Here is an 18077-nt window from a genome sequence, read left to right as displayed (position 1 = left end):
ATCCCTGTTTTTTTTTGAAAGAAACAGGGCTGTTATGTTAAGACCAAAACAAGTCCACAAACCGGCCGTTTGACATGCTTATTTGGCAGTCAATTATTAATACTTTTTAAACTTTTCTAAACACATCAAAATCGCGTTGAAATTTGTTAAAAAGTGTTAAAATAGATTTTCTCCCGAGTGTTTTTAGCGGTTTTCATGTCGTTTCCGATCAGAAAAGTGTTAAAATTCAAGGTTTAAAAAGTTTTTAGAGCAGCACATTATACCAGCCGGTTTTTTACAAGTTTTCTACAGAATCAAAGTTGAAATTTAGCTCCAAATCAACAAATTGAAAAAACAGACCTTTGATAAGTATTGTACACAAACTGTTTACAATTAATAATTATAAAGCTTAGATTTAAACTATCGGTCGCTAAGCTCAACCCCATCTGAGTAACCGGTATGGGTATCTTGAATTATGAAACATCTGTTCGTATCACTCCTATGCTTAATGATGAGTTCTTTTTGCTTCGCGCAGCAAAAAACATTGGACAATTACTTACAGATAGCTGTAAAAAATAGCCCCCTGCTCAAGGACCTCAACAACCAAATACTATCGGCACAACTGGATAGCGTCCGTATAAAGGCCGGCTTAAAACCACAGGTAAGCGTTGGGAGCGCCGGTTTATATGCTCCTGTTATTCATGGTTATGGCTATTCCCAGGCTATTACCAACGGGCAAACACTTGATGCGCTGCTATCGGTAAATAAATCGTTCATTAGCAATGGTTACCTGAAAGCGCAATATAACGGCATAGGGCTTCAGCGCGATTCTTTACGCAATAACATTAAACTCTCTGAGCAGGACCTGCGCCGTACAATTGCCGCGCAATACATAGCCGCTTATGGGAGCCTGCAGCAGGTAAAATTCAATAAAGAAGTGGTAACCCTACTGAGTGGCGAAGAGGACTTGCTTAAAAAACTCACCCGCAACAATGTGTACCATCAAAGTGATTACCTCACCTTCCTGGTTACCTTAAAGCAGGCTCAGCTACAACTTTCGCAGGCCACATTGCAGTATAAAACAGATTTTGCTACGTTGAATTACCTTACGGGCGTTACGGATACTACCATCACTGAGTTACAAAAGCCCGAACTGCAAAGAGCCATTACGGCCGACAAAACCAATAGTATATTTTTTAGGCAATATGCCCTTGACAGTTTACGATTACTCAATACCCGCAAACTGACCGACTATAGTTACAAACCCCAAATAAAAGCCTTTGCCGATGGCGGTTATAACTCGGACCTTACTGCGCTTTACTATAAACATTTTGGCACCAGTGTCGGCTTTAGTCTTACCGTACCTATTTACGATGGCGGGCAGCGTAAGTTATCGTACAAAAAACTTTCGCTGGAAGAAGAATCGCGCAAAAATTATAAGAGCTTTTTTGCTCAGCAGTACAGCCAGCAGATCATCCAGCTGAACCAGCAGATAGATGGGTACGATACCCTGATAGCCGATATCAATAGCCAGTTCAAATACTCAGAAACCTTAATAAAGGTAGATACCCAACTGCTGCAAACCGGTGACCTCCGAATGGCCGATCTGATACTGGCTATCAATAATTATCTCACTATCCGTAACCTGCTTACGCAAAACACCATCAGCAGATTGCTGCTCATTAACCAACTCAACTACTGGAACCGATAATATGAAAAATTTATCATCGCCATATTTTAAATTTTTAGTGCTTATGTGCACATGTGTTGTATTGGCGGTATCCGCCTGCAATCATGATACCGCTGCTACCGACGAGGATGCTGCCGTAAAATCACAAACCCCGGTTACGGTTACTTCCATCAACAATGGAACAATGGCCGATTCTATAACGCTAAATGCCACTTCGTCATTTATGCAAAAGAGCTATGTAAAGGCTAATTCCATTGGTTATATACAAAAGGTATATATAAAACCCGGTCAGTATGTAAATGCGGGGCAATTACTGTTCACTATTAAAACCAAGGAGGCGCAAAGCATTGGCAATACCATCAATGTGCTGGATACTACCTTCAAGTTTTCGGGCATAAATCGCATCAAGGCAGCAAGCAGCGGTTATATTACCCAACTGCTGCACCAGGTTGGGGATTACGTGCAGGATGGTGAACAACTGGCAGCCATAAGTGATAAGGAAAGCTTTGCCTTTGTGATGCAGCTGCCTTACGAGCTTCAAAGCACTTTACACAACAACCAGGATATTACCCTCACCTTACCTGGTGGTCGTACGCTCAGCGGTCGTGTAGCGTCGGTTTTACCTTCGGTTGATACTTTATCACAAACACAGGGCGTGGTGATCAGGGTAAACAGCGTTGACCCTATCCCTGAAAACCTGGTGGCCCGTGCGCACATCATTAAATCCGCCAAAAGCAATGTACCCTCTCTCCCGAAATCAGCCGTGTTAGCCAATGAAACACAAACCGATTTTTGGGTAATGAAACTCATTAATGATACCACCGCCATCAAGGTACCGGTGCAAAAAGGTATTGAAACCACAAGCCAGGTAGAAGTCCTCTCGCCAAAATTTAGCCCGACTGATAGAATTGTGGTTACAGGTAATTATGGATTGGCTGATACCGCCAAAGTGAAAATTGTGAAGCCATGAAGAATCTGAACAACTTTTTCATTACGCATAAAAAGCCTATCAGCCTGATGCTGTTCATCATATTGCTGGGTGGTGGTTTCGCCTATTCACGCTTACAAACCTCCTTGTTCCCCGAGATCACTTTCCCTAAGATCAAAATTATAGCCGATGCCGGTTTACAACCGGTAAATAAAATGATGATCACGGTGACCAAACCGTTAGAGAATGCCGTTAAGCAGGTGCCTAACCTACAATATGTACGCAGTACTACCAGCAGAGGAAGCTGCGAAATATCTGCCTTCATGAACTGGGACGCGGATATCGACCTAAGCCAGCAACAGATTCAATCACGTATTGACCAGATCAAAAACGACCTCCCCCCAGATGTGAATATCAGTGTCGAAAAAATGAACCCCTCTATCTTGCCGGTAAGCGGGTATACGCTGGAGAGCCATAGTAAATCACCTATTGAGCTAAAGCAGCTGGCTACCTATACTGTGAAACCATTCCTTTCGCAGGTGGATGGTGTATCCGAGATCAGGGTCATCGGTGGTAAAACCAAGGAATACTGGTTGGTGCTGAACACACAAAAGATGGGATCCCTGGGGCTCACACCAGACATTATCACCAATACCCTCGCCCAAACAGGCTTTATCAAATCAGAGGGTTATCTGTCTGATTATAAAATGCTGTACCTAACCGTTACGGATGCCTCTGTAAATACCCGTGAGCAACTGGAAAACATGGTGATCAGCAATAACCGTAAACGAGTAATACAGCTCAAGGATATTGGCAGCATACAAATCAATCCCGGCATTGAGTATACTAAGGTAAACGCCAATGGCCACGAGGGTGTTTTGATAGCCGTGATCAAACAGCCTAACGCTAATTTGATTGACCTTTCTGATGCGATGACCCAAAAGGTGGCCGACCTGCAGAAGTTACTTCCAGCCGGTGTAACCATCAAACCATATTATGTTCAGGCTGATTTTGTAAACGCTTCTGTAAAAAGCGTAGGCGATAGCTTATGGATCGGACTGGCGCTCGCTATTATTGTGGCCATTATTTTTTTATGGTCGATAAAGGCCAGCGCCACTATCCTGATCACCATCCCGGTTACGCTCTGCCTCACCCTGATTGTTCTGTACGCATTGGGTTATACCTTTAATATCATGACACTGGGCGCCATAGCGGCCGCCATAGGACTCATCATTGATGATGCCATTGTTGTTGTAGAGCAGATCCACCGCACGCACGAGGAGCATCCCGAAGAACCAACACTGACATTGCTTCAACGGGCGGTTGACTACCTTTTTCCGGCCATGGTGGGTTCTTCTATCAGCACCATTGTTATTTTTATCCCGTTCATCATGATGAGCGGTGTTGCCGGTGCTTATTTTAAGGTAATGACCAACACGATGATCATTACGCTGGTTTGCTCCTTTTTTGTAACATGGATAGGCTTACCGGTCATATATCTGCTGCTTACCCGCAACCAACAAACCAACAGTGTGCAGGTTAAAGAGGCACACGGTGTAAAAAAACAGCGCTGGGTATCCTTTTTCATTCTGCGCCCTTACCTGAGTATCATGATGATGCTGGTACTTGCCGCTGTAATTATTTTTATACCAGCCGGCTTAAAAACAGGCTTTTTACCAGACATGGATGAGGGCAGTATCGTACTGGATTATACTTCACCTCCCGGTACATCGCTCGAAGAAACCGACCGCATGCTGCGCGACATTGAGAAGATTATCATCAAAGATCCCGAGGTGGCAGCCTATTCACGCAGAACAGGCACGCAAATGGGTTTTTTTATAACCGAACCCAATACCGGCGATTACCTGATACAGCTAAAAAAAGGTCATGGTAAAACCACCGAAGAAGTGATCGGCGATCTGCGGCAGAAGATCGAATCGACCCAACCTGCGCTGCGGGTTGATTTTGGACAAGTGATTGGTGATATGCTGGGCGACCTAATGACATCCACCCAGCCTATCGAGATCAAAGTGTTTGGTGATGACCAAGCTAAATTACAACAGCTCTCCAAACAAATAGCCGCCGCCGTAACCAATGTAAAAGGCACTGCGGATGTATTTGACGGCATTGTGATTGCCGGGCCATCGGTAAACATTATACCCGATTATACCATGCTGGCGCAATACAACCTTACACCTGCCAATTTGCAAACACAGGTACAATCGGCCTTACAGGGTAATGTGATCGGTAGTTTGTTCGAGAAAGAACAGCAATCCCCCATCCGCATGGTGTACCCCGGCAACCGTTCCTTAGATGTGGCCAGTCTTAAAAAACTAACCATCTTTTTACCCAATGGCAAGCCCTTGCCCATTAGTCAGCTGGCTAATGTAGAGTTAAGAACAGGCGATGCGGAAGTACAGCGCGAAAACCTGCAGGCCATGGGTGTTATCAGTGCCCGGCTGGATAATGTAGATCTAGGCTCGGTTATACCAGCTATCAAAAAAAATATCAGCGCCATCAATCTGCCAACAGGATATCACGTAGAATACGGTGGTGCTTATGCCGAACAGCAGCAATCATTCAAGGAGCTATTGATCATTCTGATCACTTCAAGTCTGCTGGTTTTTGGTGTGATTCTTTTCCTGTTTAAACAATTCCGCATAGCGCTGCTTATACTGGTGGTGGCGGTATTGGGTATCGGTGGTAGTTTCCTTGCACTATGGCTAACGCAAACGCCATTAAACGTGGGCAGTTATACCGGTTTGATCATGATTGTAGGTATCATTGGCGAAAACGCCATTTTTACCTTCTGGCAGTTCAGGGAAAGTACCCGGCACAAAAATATCAATGAAGCCATTATCTATTCTATCTCCACCCGTTTACGCCCCAAATTAATGACGGCGCTGGGCGCCATTATTGCCCTGCTGCCGTTGGCCTTGGGTATAGGCGCGGGTGCTCAGCTGCATCAGCCGCTGGCCATCGCGGTTATTGGTGGTTTTCTGGCTGCATTGCCGCTATTGCTAATCGTGCTGCCCAGTATGTTATGGCTGCTTTACCGCAACCATAAATTTGTGCATCCGCCCGCAACTGCATAATTTAATGGAGTAAAGCCGTGCCGCAGAATTGGCTCTAAGGAATAAAAGCACCTTTTTCTCTTATTCGGTTCTCCATTTTTTACAATAAATATTGTCGCAATAAGTTGCTGTGATCTGCAAGTACTACTTTGGAAGAATTGTCACGATTACCCGCTTATAACGGCTTAGCCTTGGCATACCTTTGTCGGTCACTTTCAGTATAATGTGAACAGTTTGCGGACTATCTACTTCCGGAGCTTTCAAATCATTGTAAGCGGAGATGTTTTCGGGAAATATGATGACGCTTTTATTAGATGTTCCAGCTTCCGGATATTGAAACCACAAATAACTCAATCCGTCTCCGTCCGGGTCATATGACGCACTGCCATCAAGGGAAAAAGTTCCACCTGATTTCACTGTGATCCGTTCGGGCGTGGACAGCTTAACAACAGGCGGGTGATTTGCATCTTTGTAATTTTTATGGCACCAGGTCATTCTCGCAGCAAAATCGTTTTGAAAATCTTCGCGCCATCTCCAGAGCGTCACATGATTACCTTTGTAAGTCGCTGTATCTTTTACCAGTGCGAGGCCCCATTTGCCTGCTTTGTATGGCTTGAAACTATCTTCTGCGTTCGTCCAAAACGGCCTTGTCTCTTCTTCCAGCGGCACAATCCATTTTACTTTGGGGTCATAGGCCGGTTTATAATATTCGTAGCGTCCTCCCCAGCCGCCCCAGTTAGGACGCTCGGGCTCGTTCAGGCCGTTTGGAATAAGCATCAGCCAGGATGGCGTGTCGCCTTCCATACCCCAGGCCACATCCGGATAAATGGCGCCCAATGGCCCATGGCCTTCCTGAACATTTTTTTCAAGCCAGTCATTAGAAATCACCTCGTTATTGGCACCAGAAAATACCCGGTTTATAGCAGACCAGGTCGCATTGTAGTAATTTCCCGGGCTCGCGATGTAGAACAGATCCGGGAAATTGCGGCGGATCCAGGGTCCGGTATTATCCTGATCGGAAATTGTATACACCCTCAATTTGCTGATCAGCCGTTTTGCAGCTGTTTCGCTCCTCGTCTCTTTTATTTTCCAAAGTGCCTGAGCCAGAGTATTGGGGCCGCCCCAGACAGCGATCCATAATGGACGGCTGTCTTTTTTCTCCAGCATTTGAATGATCCATTCTGAGCCCTCTGAATCTTTACCTTTGCCTACGCCTTCCATACCATAGACTGGCAGTCCTTTTTTTATCAGCCCTAAAAGTTTCTCGGCTGACGGAAAACCGGGTTCATGTTTGAGCAGGTTCGGCTGGACCTTAGCATAAGCATACACCACTTTTTTAATAAGCTCAGGACTGACCTTTGTTGACTGGTGAACCGAGGTTGATGCGATGAGTCCTTCTATATCGATCTGATTGGAGTATAACATTAACCGGATCATTGACATAAAATCGTCCGGCTCATTTCCGATATCGGTAACTACAATCAGACGGTTTTTGGTAAGTATTTGTGCCGATGCACGAGCACCTGTAAAGAGCACAATACTAAATACACAAAGCAGAATTACTGTTTTAATTGAATTTTTCTTCATTATTTACTCATTTACATCGCAAGCTTTCTTCCTGCAAATGGCTATTGTAAGATAAACATTTAGTGCAAATTTGAAATTTAAGCATCATTCTGACCGAAGGCTTTTCACTGGGTTGGTCAATGCCGCTTTGATGCTATGATAGCTAACAGTCAGTAAAGTAATGAAGACGGCGCCTGCTCCGGTCAGCGCAAATACCCACCAGGACAGTCCCGTACGATAAGTATAATGCTGCAGCCACTGGTGCATGAAATACCAGGAAACAGGAACGGCGATGAGCAATGCGGTACCCACCAGGATAACAAAGTCCCAGGATAAGGAACCCCATATGCTCATTACAGATGCGCCCAGCACTTTTCGTATACCGATCTCTTTGATACGTTGTTCTGCTACAAAAGATGCCACCCCGAATAAGCCAAGGCAGGATATGAAGATAGCGAGCACCGCGAATACGGAAGCCAGCTTTCCTGTACGTTCTTCCGCTATGAATTTTTGCGCGTATTCATTATCCGCAAACTTATAATTGAAAGGCGCATCCGGCGCGAATTTTTTGAAAACCGCTTCAACCCTGGTTAATGCACCGGCAACAGGAATACCCGCCTTGAGTTTTAAATTGACCACATTGAATGACCGCTCCCGGTCGTCCATTAAAAACACCACCGGCGTAATAGGGTCAAAAGGCGAGGTCATGACCATATCTTTGACGACACCTAATACTTTCCAGTTTTTTCCGTGCCATTGGATGGTTTCGCCTACAGGCTCCTTCAGTCCCATCTGCCTGATGGCCGCTTCATTGAATAAAAAGCCTGAAGAATCACTCAGAAACTGTTTAGAGAAATTCCGGCCTTCTTTCATTTGCCAGCCTACAACGCTGCCAAAATCAGGGTCGACCAGTACCGTGCCGAATACTTCCTGACGGTTAGGATCCTTCCCCTTCCAGCTCAGGTTATCTGCCGATGACCAGACGCCGGTTGTGGGATTGGAGGATGCCGATACCCCGGATACAGCGCCGGTCCTTAACAATTCATCACGAAAAGCGCTGTATCCCTTTATAGCGTTGTATGGGATGGATACCAAGTTGTTTCGGTTATAACCTACCGGCCTGTCCTTTGCAAATTCAATTTGCTTGAAAACAACAATGGTCCCGATGATCATGGTAACCGAAACAGCAAACTGAATAACCACCAGTATCTTACGAGGAACGGCGGCCGCAGGGCCTGCTTTGAATGTGCCCTTTAATACTTTAACGGCATTAAATGACGACAAGTAAAGCGCCGGGTAACTGCCTGCGATAAGCCCTGTGAACAGGCAAAAACAAAAGCAGGTTAGCCAGACGAGCGGGTCAGTCCAGATCAGGTGCAGTTGCTTGCCCGAGACGTCATTGAAAAACGGCAAAGAAAGCCAGGCCAAGAGAACAGCGATCAGGAATGACACACCTACGATCAAAAAAGATTCGCTGAGGAACTGGGCAACCAAGGCCCTCGCCTGATGAAGTTTTTGGCTGAAAATTCGAACGAGTTGATCATGTGTGCCGTATAGATTATTGGTGTATTATACAAACTAATCGATTTTCGTTTTATGCTTAGCCGGCGTTAAAGTCTTCTTTTGCGGGTTTGATTTGGGAGGCGCTAAAAACAAAAAGCCCCTCAAATCACTTAATTTGAAGGGCTTTGCACATTTTGTGAATGTATTTAGCGGAATGGACGGGACTCGAACCATTCTTTTAAATATCTAAATATCAGCTGTATATAAACTCGAAAATCAATAGAGACACCTTAAAAGTCACCGTATAATTTGAGTGAGTATGAGTTGTTTTAAAGAACTTATATGTAAATATACACATTCAGTTTGGTAGAACAAATCTAATATCTAACCCCTACTCTAATTAGGGTTTTTGTTAAAAGGTTTGAGAGTACATAGAGTTTCGTATCAAATTCCCATTTTATTAGTAGATTGGCTTAAACATGTTTACTTTGTCTAATGATTGCTTTCAACAATATTCTCAATAAATACCGTACAATATCTTTTTCACAACGCGATAAAGGCAACCGCTTTGAGCGTTTAATGCAAGCATATTTATTGACAGACCCCCAGTATACGCCCCGTCTTAAAAACGTTTGGTTATGGAACGAATTTCATGGTAAACGGGATCTCGGTGGTGTGGATACGGGTATTGATCTTGTAGCTAAAACTTTTGATGGTGATTATTGGGCGATTCAGTGCAAGTGTTATGCGGAGGGGGCAATAATAGATAAACCTGCTGTCGATAGCTTTCTTTCGACGTCAAGTCGTCAGTTTAAAAATGAAGAATTGAAGACTGTGGCGTTTTCACACAGATTATGGATTGACACTACAGGTAAAAGATGGGGTAGCAATGCAGAGGAAGCCATTAAGAATCAATACCCCGCTGTAAATCGCATAAAACTACATGATCTTCAACAAGCACCTATTGAATGGGAGAAATTAGAAAATGGTGTACATGGTGAAGCCGCACGTACACGAAAATACACGCTCAAATCGCACCAGCGAGAAGCAATGGAAAAAACTCACGAAGTTTTCAAAGCGGTAGATCGCGGTAAATTGGTAATGGCTTGCGGTACAGGTAAAACATTTAATTCGCTGCGTATAGCTGAAAACGAAACCGATAACAAAGGTTTTATTCTTTTTTTAGTTCCCTCTATCGCTTTGTTAGGACAAACCTTGCGAGAGTGGACTATATTAGCTGACGAGCCAATTAATGCGATTTGCATTTGTTCCGATCCTGCCATTACAAAAAAACAAACCAAAAACGAAGATAGCGATGGTTTCAGTGTGGTTGATCTTGCATTGCCGGCATCTACAAACGTACAGGAAATCATACACCAATTCAACCATTTTAAACTCTCTGGTAATCCGGGGATGACAGTCGTATTTTCAACGTATCAATCTATTGAAGTAATTGCCAAAGCACAAACTGAATTATTAAAAGAAAAAAGTCGATTTGGAGAGTTCGACCTTATAATTTGCGATGAGGCACACCGTACCACAGGTGTTTCTTTAGCTGGTGCCGATGAGTCGGCTTTTACTAAAGTTCATGACAACACCTTTATAAAAAGCAAAAAGCGTTTGTATATGACCGCTACGCCTCGTTTGTATAGCGATGATACCAAAACCAAAGCTGCACAGGCTGATGCTGTATTATGTTCTATGGATGATGAGGCTTTATACGGTAAAGAAATTTATAGGATAGGGTTTGGTGAGGCAGTTTCGTTAGGGTTACTTACAGATTATAAGGTACTCATTTTAACTCTTAATGAAAATGATGTACCACCAGCCGTTCAAAAAATGATAGAGAATGGCAACAACGAAATCAACACAGATGATGCATCTAAACTAATTGGCTGTGTTAATGCATTATCAAAGCAAATATTAGGTGATGCAGGGATACTTGAAGAAAACGACCCCGAACCAATGCGCAGAGCTGTTGCATTTTGTCAAACAATAGCCAATTCAAAAAAAATTACGGAAACGTACAATACAGCTTCTGAAGTTTACATTGCTTCATTACCCGGCGAAAAAAAGGATAAAATGGTATCCGTAGCCTCAAAACATATTGACGGCACTATGTCGGCACCCGAACGCGATGAACTATTGGGTTGGTTGAAAGCAGAAGCTGCACCAAATGAATGCCGTATACTAACTAATGTGCGTTGCTTAAGTGAGGGGGTTGATGTTCCGTCATTAGATGCTGTAATGTTTTTATCGGCGCGAAATTCACAGGTTGATGTAGTTCAATCTGTTGGCCGCGTGATGCGCCTTTCACCCGGTAAAAAATATGGTTATATCATTATACCTGTCGTTGTTCCGTCGACTGTAAAGGCCGAAGTGGCATTAAACGACAATGAACGTTATAAAGTCGTTTGGACGGTCCTAAACGCATTACGTGCGCACGATGACCGTTTTAATGCTATTGTTAACAAAATTGAGTTGAACAAAGCCCGTCCTGAGCAAATATTAGTAGGCCGACCTGATATTACTTTTGAGGATGGGATGCCAGTTTTCAGTGATAAAGATGGTGACGTTGCTGGTAATGCTTTAGGTCAGCAATTAGCTGTCAAGTTTGAGGAATTACAGAATATAGTTTTCGCTCGTATGGTGCAAAAAGTAGGTGATCGGCTGTATTGGGAGCAATGGGCAAAAGATGTGGCTCAAATCGCTGAACGACAAGTTGCCCGTATTACCAAATTGGTTAAAGAAGATGTTATCCATCAACAAGGATTTGATAACTTTCTAAGTGGCTTACAAAAAAATATAAACCCTAGTATCACGTCACAAGAGGCGATTGAGATGCTCTCGCAGCATATTATTACCAAGCCTGTTTTCGAAGCGCTGTTCGAAGGTTATTCTTTTGTAAGTAACAATCCCATTTCAATATCTATGCAAACCATGATCGATTTACTCGAAACTGGATCATTGGAAAAGGATACAGAAACACTCCAAAAGTTTTATGATTCGGTGCGAAAAAAGGCAAGCGGAATTGATAACGCCGAGGGTAAGCAACGTATTATCATAGAACTATATGATAAATTTTTCAAAACAGCGTTTCCGCGAATGGTCGAAAAGTTGGGTATTGTTTATACTCCAGTCGAAGTAGTTGATTTTATAATCCATTCGGTTAATGATGTACTTAAAAAAGAATTCGGTCGAAGTATCAGTGATGAAAACATACATATACTTGACCCGTTTACCGGCACAGGAACATTTGTAACCCGGCTTATCCAAAGTGGTCTAATCAATAAGGCCGATTTAAAGCGTAAGTATCAGCATGAGATTCATGCTAACGAAATTGTATTGCTGGCTTATTATATAGCTGCGGTAAATATTGAAAACGCTTATCACGATGCTATAGACCAAATAGAATATACTGCATTTGATGGGATTTGTTTAACTGATACTTTTCAATTGGGTGAAACTGACAATAATTACAAACTCCATAAAGATATGTTCCCGCAAAATTCAGAACGGGTAGCAAAACAAAAAGCTGCACCTCTGAAAGTTATTATGGGCAACCCTCCATATTCAGTTGGGCAAAAGTCAGCTAACGACAATGCGCAGAATCAGAGCTATCCAAAATTAGATAGCAGAATTACGGCAACATATGCCAAAGAAAGCGCTGCGACTTCAGTAAAGGATTTGTATAACTCTTACATTAAAGCCTTTCGCTGGGCGTCAGACAGGTTAGATAAAGAATATGGAGGCATCATAGCATTCATAACTAATAGTGGTTGGCTCGAAGCAAACGACTCTGATGGGTTTCGTAAGTGTTTACAAGAGGAATTCTCAACAATCTATGTGTTCAACCTAAGAGGCTCTATTCGTGGGCGTTCCGGCGATTCAGCAAGACGTGAAGGGCAAAATGTGTTTGAAATAATGACGGGTGTATCGATTACATTGGCGGTAAAGAAGCCAAATTCCTATGAAAAAGCAAAAATACATTATACTGACATTGGAGATTATTTGAATAGAAAGGAAAAACTAAATCGCATAAGAAAATTTGCAAAGGTTACTAATCCTGAGATCGAATGGCAAAACTTGATTCCTAACGAGCACAATGATTGGTTAAATCAAAGGATGGGGGGCTTTGAATTTTTTATTCCATTGGTTCCGGACAAAAAATTTGACCAATCCTCAAAATCAGCATTTGTAATTAATTCCCTGGGCGCGAATACAAATCGGGATGCCTGGGTTTATAACTCGGCAAAAAAGAATGTTATCGCCAATGTTACGCAAATGATAGATTTTTATAATAGTCATACAACTGACTTCATTAAGGCGAGGGAAAAGAAAAATGATCTCAAAGTAGCAGAGTTCATTAATAATGATCCAACTAAAATTAGCTGGTCAAGCAGCTTAATCCCTCATTTTGAAAAAGGAAATAAAATCAAATTCGAGAGTAATAAACTAAAAATTGCTACGTACAGATTGTTTCATAAAAGGCATCTATATTTCGGTGAAAAGTTAATTCACCGAAGAGGACAATTCGACAGTCTTTTTCCAAATGAGCAAAGTCCTAATATTGTGATAGTAATACCTGGATTGGGTGAGAGACGGGGATTCTCTGTTACAATTTCTGAAAATATCGTCGACCTCAATATTTTCGATGGGGGTTGTCAATGCTTACCCTTATATTATTATGAAGAGCGCCAGCTCCAAACACCCGGGCTATTTGACGCTGTAGGTGAAAGCAAATATATTCGCAGAGATGGGATAAGTGATTATATATTGAATCGAGCACGAAGCATATACGGTAAAATTGTAACTAAAGAAGATATTTTCTATTATATATATGGCTTTCTACATAGTCATCAATATCGTACACAATTTGCCAATGACTTGAAAAAAATGCTCCCTCGCTTACAGTTGGTAGAGGACGTTCGGGATTTTTACAAGATCAGTAGGGCTGGCCGTGAACTTGCAGAGCTGCACATTAATTATGAATCTGTAGCTCCTTATCAAGATTGTTTAGTAACTGGAGAAGAAACAGATTTTTTTACAGTAGAAAAGATGCGTTTCCAAAAGAAAGAGCAAAAAGATAAGATTATTTATAACAGTCAAATAAGTGTTTCAAACATCCCCGATAAAGCCTATCAATACATAGTGAATGGCAAAAGTGCGATTGAATGGATAGTTGAACGTTATCAGGTTGTTAAACACAAAGAAAGCGGTATTTCTAACGATCCTAATGATTGGGGAGCAGGGAATGGAAACCCAAGATATATTTTGGACCTTCTTTTAAGTATAATAAATGTAAGTGTAAAAACAGTGGACATTGTTAACAGCCTACCCGCAGTGTCGTTCGATATAGGCGAAAATTTAGTTGACACTGAAAATAATATTTATAATTTAGATGAATCATTAAATGCCAATGAAAATATCGCTGCTAATCCTATGAAAGAGTTTTCGTTAAATGAAGGCATATATTTCGTTAATGACGTAGTTCAAATCACAAAAGGCCGTCTTAAAAGAGATAAGGTGACGAGGTGGTTTAAAGAACTGTCTAAAGAAAATTATGAGGGTCTATCTACTGGGCAACAGCAAGATGTTAACAAAATGCGCATCAGCTTTTATGGCCTTATCGAATTGGTCGTAATAGGAACACTTCGCGATAATAAATTTGCATTAAAAAAGATTCTTACTGCCCGTACTAACCTCAAAAACCTTACAAATAAAATATATCCTTTTGCTACCAATAATGTACGCGATGATTTAAAAGTAGCAGGTAATAGCATTAAGTTTACGATTGGTGATAATGTTGTAACCTTAGATGGTACCAGTCAACTTAATTTAGACATTATCAAATCTTTCTTTTCTAACATATCCTTTGATACAAGTGGTTTAGCACAACAATTTTTTCCTATTGAAAATTCAAAGCTGATTGTGGTTGATCCAAAACAAGGTGGGGGTAAAGCGGTGATTAATAATGGAACCGCTGTCTGGGCAGAAACGATAGCCTCTGTTTATGATGGTCTGGGATCAATTGATATGTTATCTATCCAGTACGAAATTACAAAAGAACAAATATTAGCTGCTGTTGAATATCTAAATTGATATGATTAAAGTTTATTTAGATACTCAATACCCTAAAAACTTAGCCGAGGGGCTAGTTTTATTGCACCAAATGCAAATTCCCGAGGAAATTAAAATTATAAGAACGAGCGACTTTGAAGATGCAGATGCAAATTCTGTTGTTTTTTTATTTGATAGAACGAAAAAGGGAATTGACATTATTACGGAAAGGCATTATGAAGAGGGATACAAAGTATTCGCCTTCAAAAGTAGGTTAGTCGCAAAGGTGGATATCTTTCAGCTTTCATTGTCTGTCTTAAGTTTGTGGCCTAAAATTTTGCATACCATTCATTCAGAAGCTAGCCCGTTTGTGTTTACATATAAGTATTCGGGAAATACACTAAAGAAAATCAAATAGATGGGCTGAAAGTATATTTTCACGAACGTCTTATTCAACGCTTTAACTCGACGCACACTGGCGAACGATATCAAAGCCAGGCACCTTTAAAGAAATACATATTCCGCTTGTATGTCCTTTGGATTCACCCGAACGTCTGTAATTTTACCGTAAGCATTAAATTAAATCACAGTTCGACTCCCTCGACTAGTAGATAAGAGAAGTTTGTAACACTTAGTATTAGCAGCAAACATTTGGCTGTCTTAGAGTTTTGCAGATGTTTTAAGTTTCGGTTTTGGAACAGGCATTTGCAGGGTGTCAAAAGTCCGGATTTTTTTCAGCGAGTCGATCTTAAACTGCATACGTGACAGTTTCTTTTCGGGTGAGTCAGCGAACTTGATGAAGCTGACATAAGCGATTGCGGCTAGCAGCCCTACAATATAAAATGTAAGACCAATCTTGTGGCTTAGCTTAAAGTCATCTTTCTTCAAACCCTCGGGTCGGGTAATTAGCCAAATCAACATTACAAATAAACTCAGGCCAAAGGCGAAGAATAAGGAATAGGCGACTGCATCAGCCATATTGGCGACCTTGCCGAAAATCTGTATCTCGTTTGAGACAAACATCACCAGGGCGGCGAATATCGAGAGAATCTCAATATTACGTTTGTCCGTGTTCTTCATCTCCTGTTTAACGGAATTGAGTTCGCCCCTATCGGATACCATCATTTGCTGAATCTCCAGCATCGCATCGAACTTGTAGGACTCAGCTTTGAAAAATTCCAGTTCCTCTCTATACTCACCATAGTACAGTGGGAGCACAAAAGAAGAAGCGACAAAACACTCCGTTGCCCGCCCGGTCGAGTCGTGCAGCGTCGTTAGGCAGTTCTGGTAGTTGTTTTGAAATGTTAGGTAATCTGTGTTTTCACAAATCTGAAGGTTCTCGGAAAGACTTTTCAGGTTGGTCTTATAATCATCGATCAACGTTCCGAGCACTATCAGGTCACTATCCTTTTCTTTGAGCAGGCGTGATATCTCGGCAATCAGAAATTCCTTTACGATCTTATAATATGGAAAAAAGTTTTTGTTCTTATAACGGTCGGCCTCATCTGTATAATACTTAAATTTAGTTTCCCAATTAGCAAGGTTAAATTGTTTCTTTTCCAGCTCTAGAGATAGGATATTATTGAGTAGGTAGCAAAACGTAATGTCTAATGCTTTTCTGTCAAATTTAGAAGTACTTGATAACTGCGACTGATAATAGGGTTGATACAGTGTCTTTAAATGCTGTAATTTCCCCAAATCGTGCAGTTCGTCTTTGTAATGTTTGATAAGCGCGTGATAATCTCCCAGGTCGAGAGCCATTTGCTGGTCAATTTTGTTAAGTGCGTTCCGCAGCCGCTGGTCAAATAGTGGCGTATTAACCGTGATTCCGTAATGCCCGTTGATAATTTGGTTAAATAAATCAAAGTCAGGTATTTCGACCAGCCCCACCGCAGACAATTTGAAGTCAATACCGTAAAGATATTCTTTCCGAGTTTCCTTTAAACGCGCTGAGATCTTATAAAGCAGAAAAGAGCATTTCTTATACAATATTTCAGCCAGCGGGCTTGACGGTGTTAGTTTGTCCAAAACGTCCTGCAACAAAATAAGGCGCGTAAAAAACTGTTTGCTAAACGTCAGGCTATGGTCGACCTCTGATAGCTGCGTATTTAATCGAAATAATTCTGCAGATTGTTTAGCTGCTTCATTGCCGGTCCGAGCTTTTGAATTTTCCGGGCTAGTTATGTAAAACAGTGTACTGGAATTAGGCTGATGTACAAGATGTCTGTTGACGAAATACAACAACTTCCTGTAATATTTTAGCAATTCTTTCGCGGAAACGTAAAAGTAAGATTGAAAGACGTCCTGTGCGATAAATGTCATCTGGGGATGTAGCGGAAAGTCGATTTGAGCACCAACCGATTTAATGTAGTTTTCCAATTGTTCGACCAACTGCTCGCAAGCATCAATGTCGCTGACATATTCACCGGAAAGCACTGAGTAGTTAAGATTATCGAACAATTCATTAGCAATTGATTCTAGGCCGCCGGTCATTGCCGTCTGTAGTTGTAGCACAGTGGTGGCATCATTAGGATTATCCGGACCGATTGGTATGAACTGGTCTGCCCAGGTTTGCGGGAACCTAGTGGTCAGGTCGGCATAAGCTTTAGCCAGAATAACACTCATGACTAGCTCGGCGTTTAAATGAAAATTTTAGGTTCGCTCATTATCATTTCACGCGGGATTTTCATCGACAGCTTTCCGTTCTGTTTTGCCAATGCAAATATCGTCTTCCAAGATTGCCAGCGATGACTGAGTTCAACAAGGTCGAATGCGCTATAGGAAATCAAATCCGGGTTCTTTGCTTTTAAACTTCTGACCGCTTCGTCTACCTGTGCTTCCAAATTCTCGCTTAATTCAGGAGACTTTTCATAGGTTTGCACCCCATCCTGGAAGGATAGAGCATCTTTGGTAATTAGATAGTTCGAAGATTCCAATATACGATCCTGGATGTCACTTTCGACATGTCCGTAAGGTAACGCCGAAAAGTTGTCGAAGATATTTAACAACCCGTATTCATCCTGCTTGGCTGTAACAGCTGAAACAAAAAAAAGCAATTTCGTAATCTTCAGTCGTGAGAGATCGTTTTCGTGCCAGTTACCGTGCTTTTCCGTGTACCAACCTATCAACTGATTCACTACGTGATCAAATGCGGCTAATTTTACTGAAATGCTCATAATGGGGTGTATCGTTTGATAGTCGTTGCGGATTATCCGCAAGTTAGTAGTTATCAACTATATGTTTGTCAAATTTTGTTAACATTAGCTGTTTAATGTTT

General features: G+C 41.8%; 9 protein-coding genes. 5 read left to right on the top strand and 4 right to left on the bottom strand.

The features are described 5' to 3' along the window. Positions 1-454: 454 nt before the first annotated feature. From AB6735_RS23255 to AB6735_RS23245, 3 genes are read left to right on the top strand one after another with little or no spacing between them, the layout of a single operon-like run. Positions 455-1690: a TolC family protein gene (locus tag AB6735_RS23255; protein WP_370998494.1), complete on the top strand. Its 1236-nt coding sequence runs from the start codon at positions 455-457 to the stop codon at positions 1688-1690. A gap of 1 nt (position 1691) precedes the next feature. Beyond that, the gene (locus AB6735_RS23250) at positions 1692-2639 is read left to right on the top strand and encodes an efflux RND transporter periplasmic adaptor subunit (protein ID WP_370998493.1); all 948 of its coding nucleotides are present in this window, start codon (positions 1692-1694) and stop codon (positions 2637-2639) included. Then, positions 2636-5692 carry an efflux RND transporter permease subunit gene (locus tag AB6735_RS23245; RefSeq protein ID WP_370998492.1) on the top strand — a complete coding sequence of 1019 codons (3057 nt, stop codon included), beginning with the start codon at positions 2636-2638 and terminating at the stop codon, positions 5690-5692. Before AB6735_RS23250 ends, AB6735_RS23245 begins: the two co-directional genes overlap by 4 nt. 123 nt (positions 5693-5815) lie before the next feature. Here the strand turns inward: AB6735_RS23245 and AB6735_RS23240 are convergent, their stop codons facing one another. Both AB6735_RS23240 and AB6735_RS23235 read right to left on the bottom strand, forming a co-directional pair. Then, a complete protein-coding gene (locus tag AB6735_RS23240) occupies positions 5816-7258 on the bottom strand; it encodes a nucleoside hydrolase-like domain-containing protein (RefSeq protein ID WP_370998491.1) in 1443 nt (480 codons plus the stop codon). Positions 7259-7342: 84 nt separating this feature from the next. Beyond that, on the bottom strand, positions 7343-8731 hold the full coding sequence (locus tag AB6735_RS23235) for an ABC transporter permease (RefSeq protein WP_370998489.1): 1389 nt from the start codon (positions 8729-8731) through the stop codon (positions 7343-7345). A 504-nt stretch (positions 8732-9235) separates the two neighbouring features. On the opposite strand from AB6735_RS23235, the gene AB6735_RS23230 reads away from it, so the two are divergent. Both AB6735_RS23230 and AB6735_RS23225 read left to right on the top strand, forming a co-directional pair. Then, complete coding sequence (locus tag AB6735_RS23230; protein WP_370998488.1) at positions 9236-14842, top strand: type ISP restriction/modification enzyme; 5607 nt, start codon at positions 9236-9238, stop codon at positions 14840-14842. A 1-nt stretch (position 14843) separates the two neighbouring features. Next, a complete protein-coding gene (locus AB6735_RS23225) occupies positions 14844-15218 on the top strand; it encodes a hypothetical protein (RefSeq protein ID WP_370998487.1) in 375 nt (124 codons plus the stop codon). Positions 15219-15460: 242 nt separating this feature from the next. Here AB6735_RS23225 and AB6735_RS23220 read toward each other — a convergent pair whose 3' ends face one another. Next, complete coding sequence (locus AB6735_RS23220; protein ID WP_370998486.1) at positions 15461-17425, bottom strand: hypothetical protein; 1965 nt, start codon at positions 17423-17425, stop codon at positions 15461-15463. 14 nt (positions 17426-17439) lie between these two features. Then, entirely contained in the window at positions 17440-17976 is a 537-nt protein-coding gene (locus AB6735_RS23215) for a type II toxin-antitoxin system antitoxin SocA domain-containing protein (RefSeq protein ID WP_370998485.1), read from the bottom strand. Positions 17977-18077: the final 101 nt, after the last annotated feature.

The organism is Mucilaginibacter sp. RCC_168 (genome assembly GCF_041355315.1).
In the GTDB taxonomy this organism is placed as follows: domain Bacteria; phylum Bacteroidota; class Bacteroidia; order Sphingobacteriales; family Sphingobacteriaceae; genus Mucilaginibacter.
This window is presented reverse-complemented; position numbering and strand designations above follow the sequence as displayed.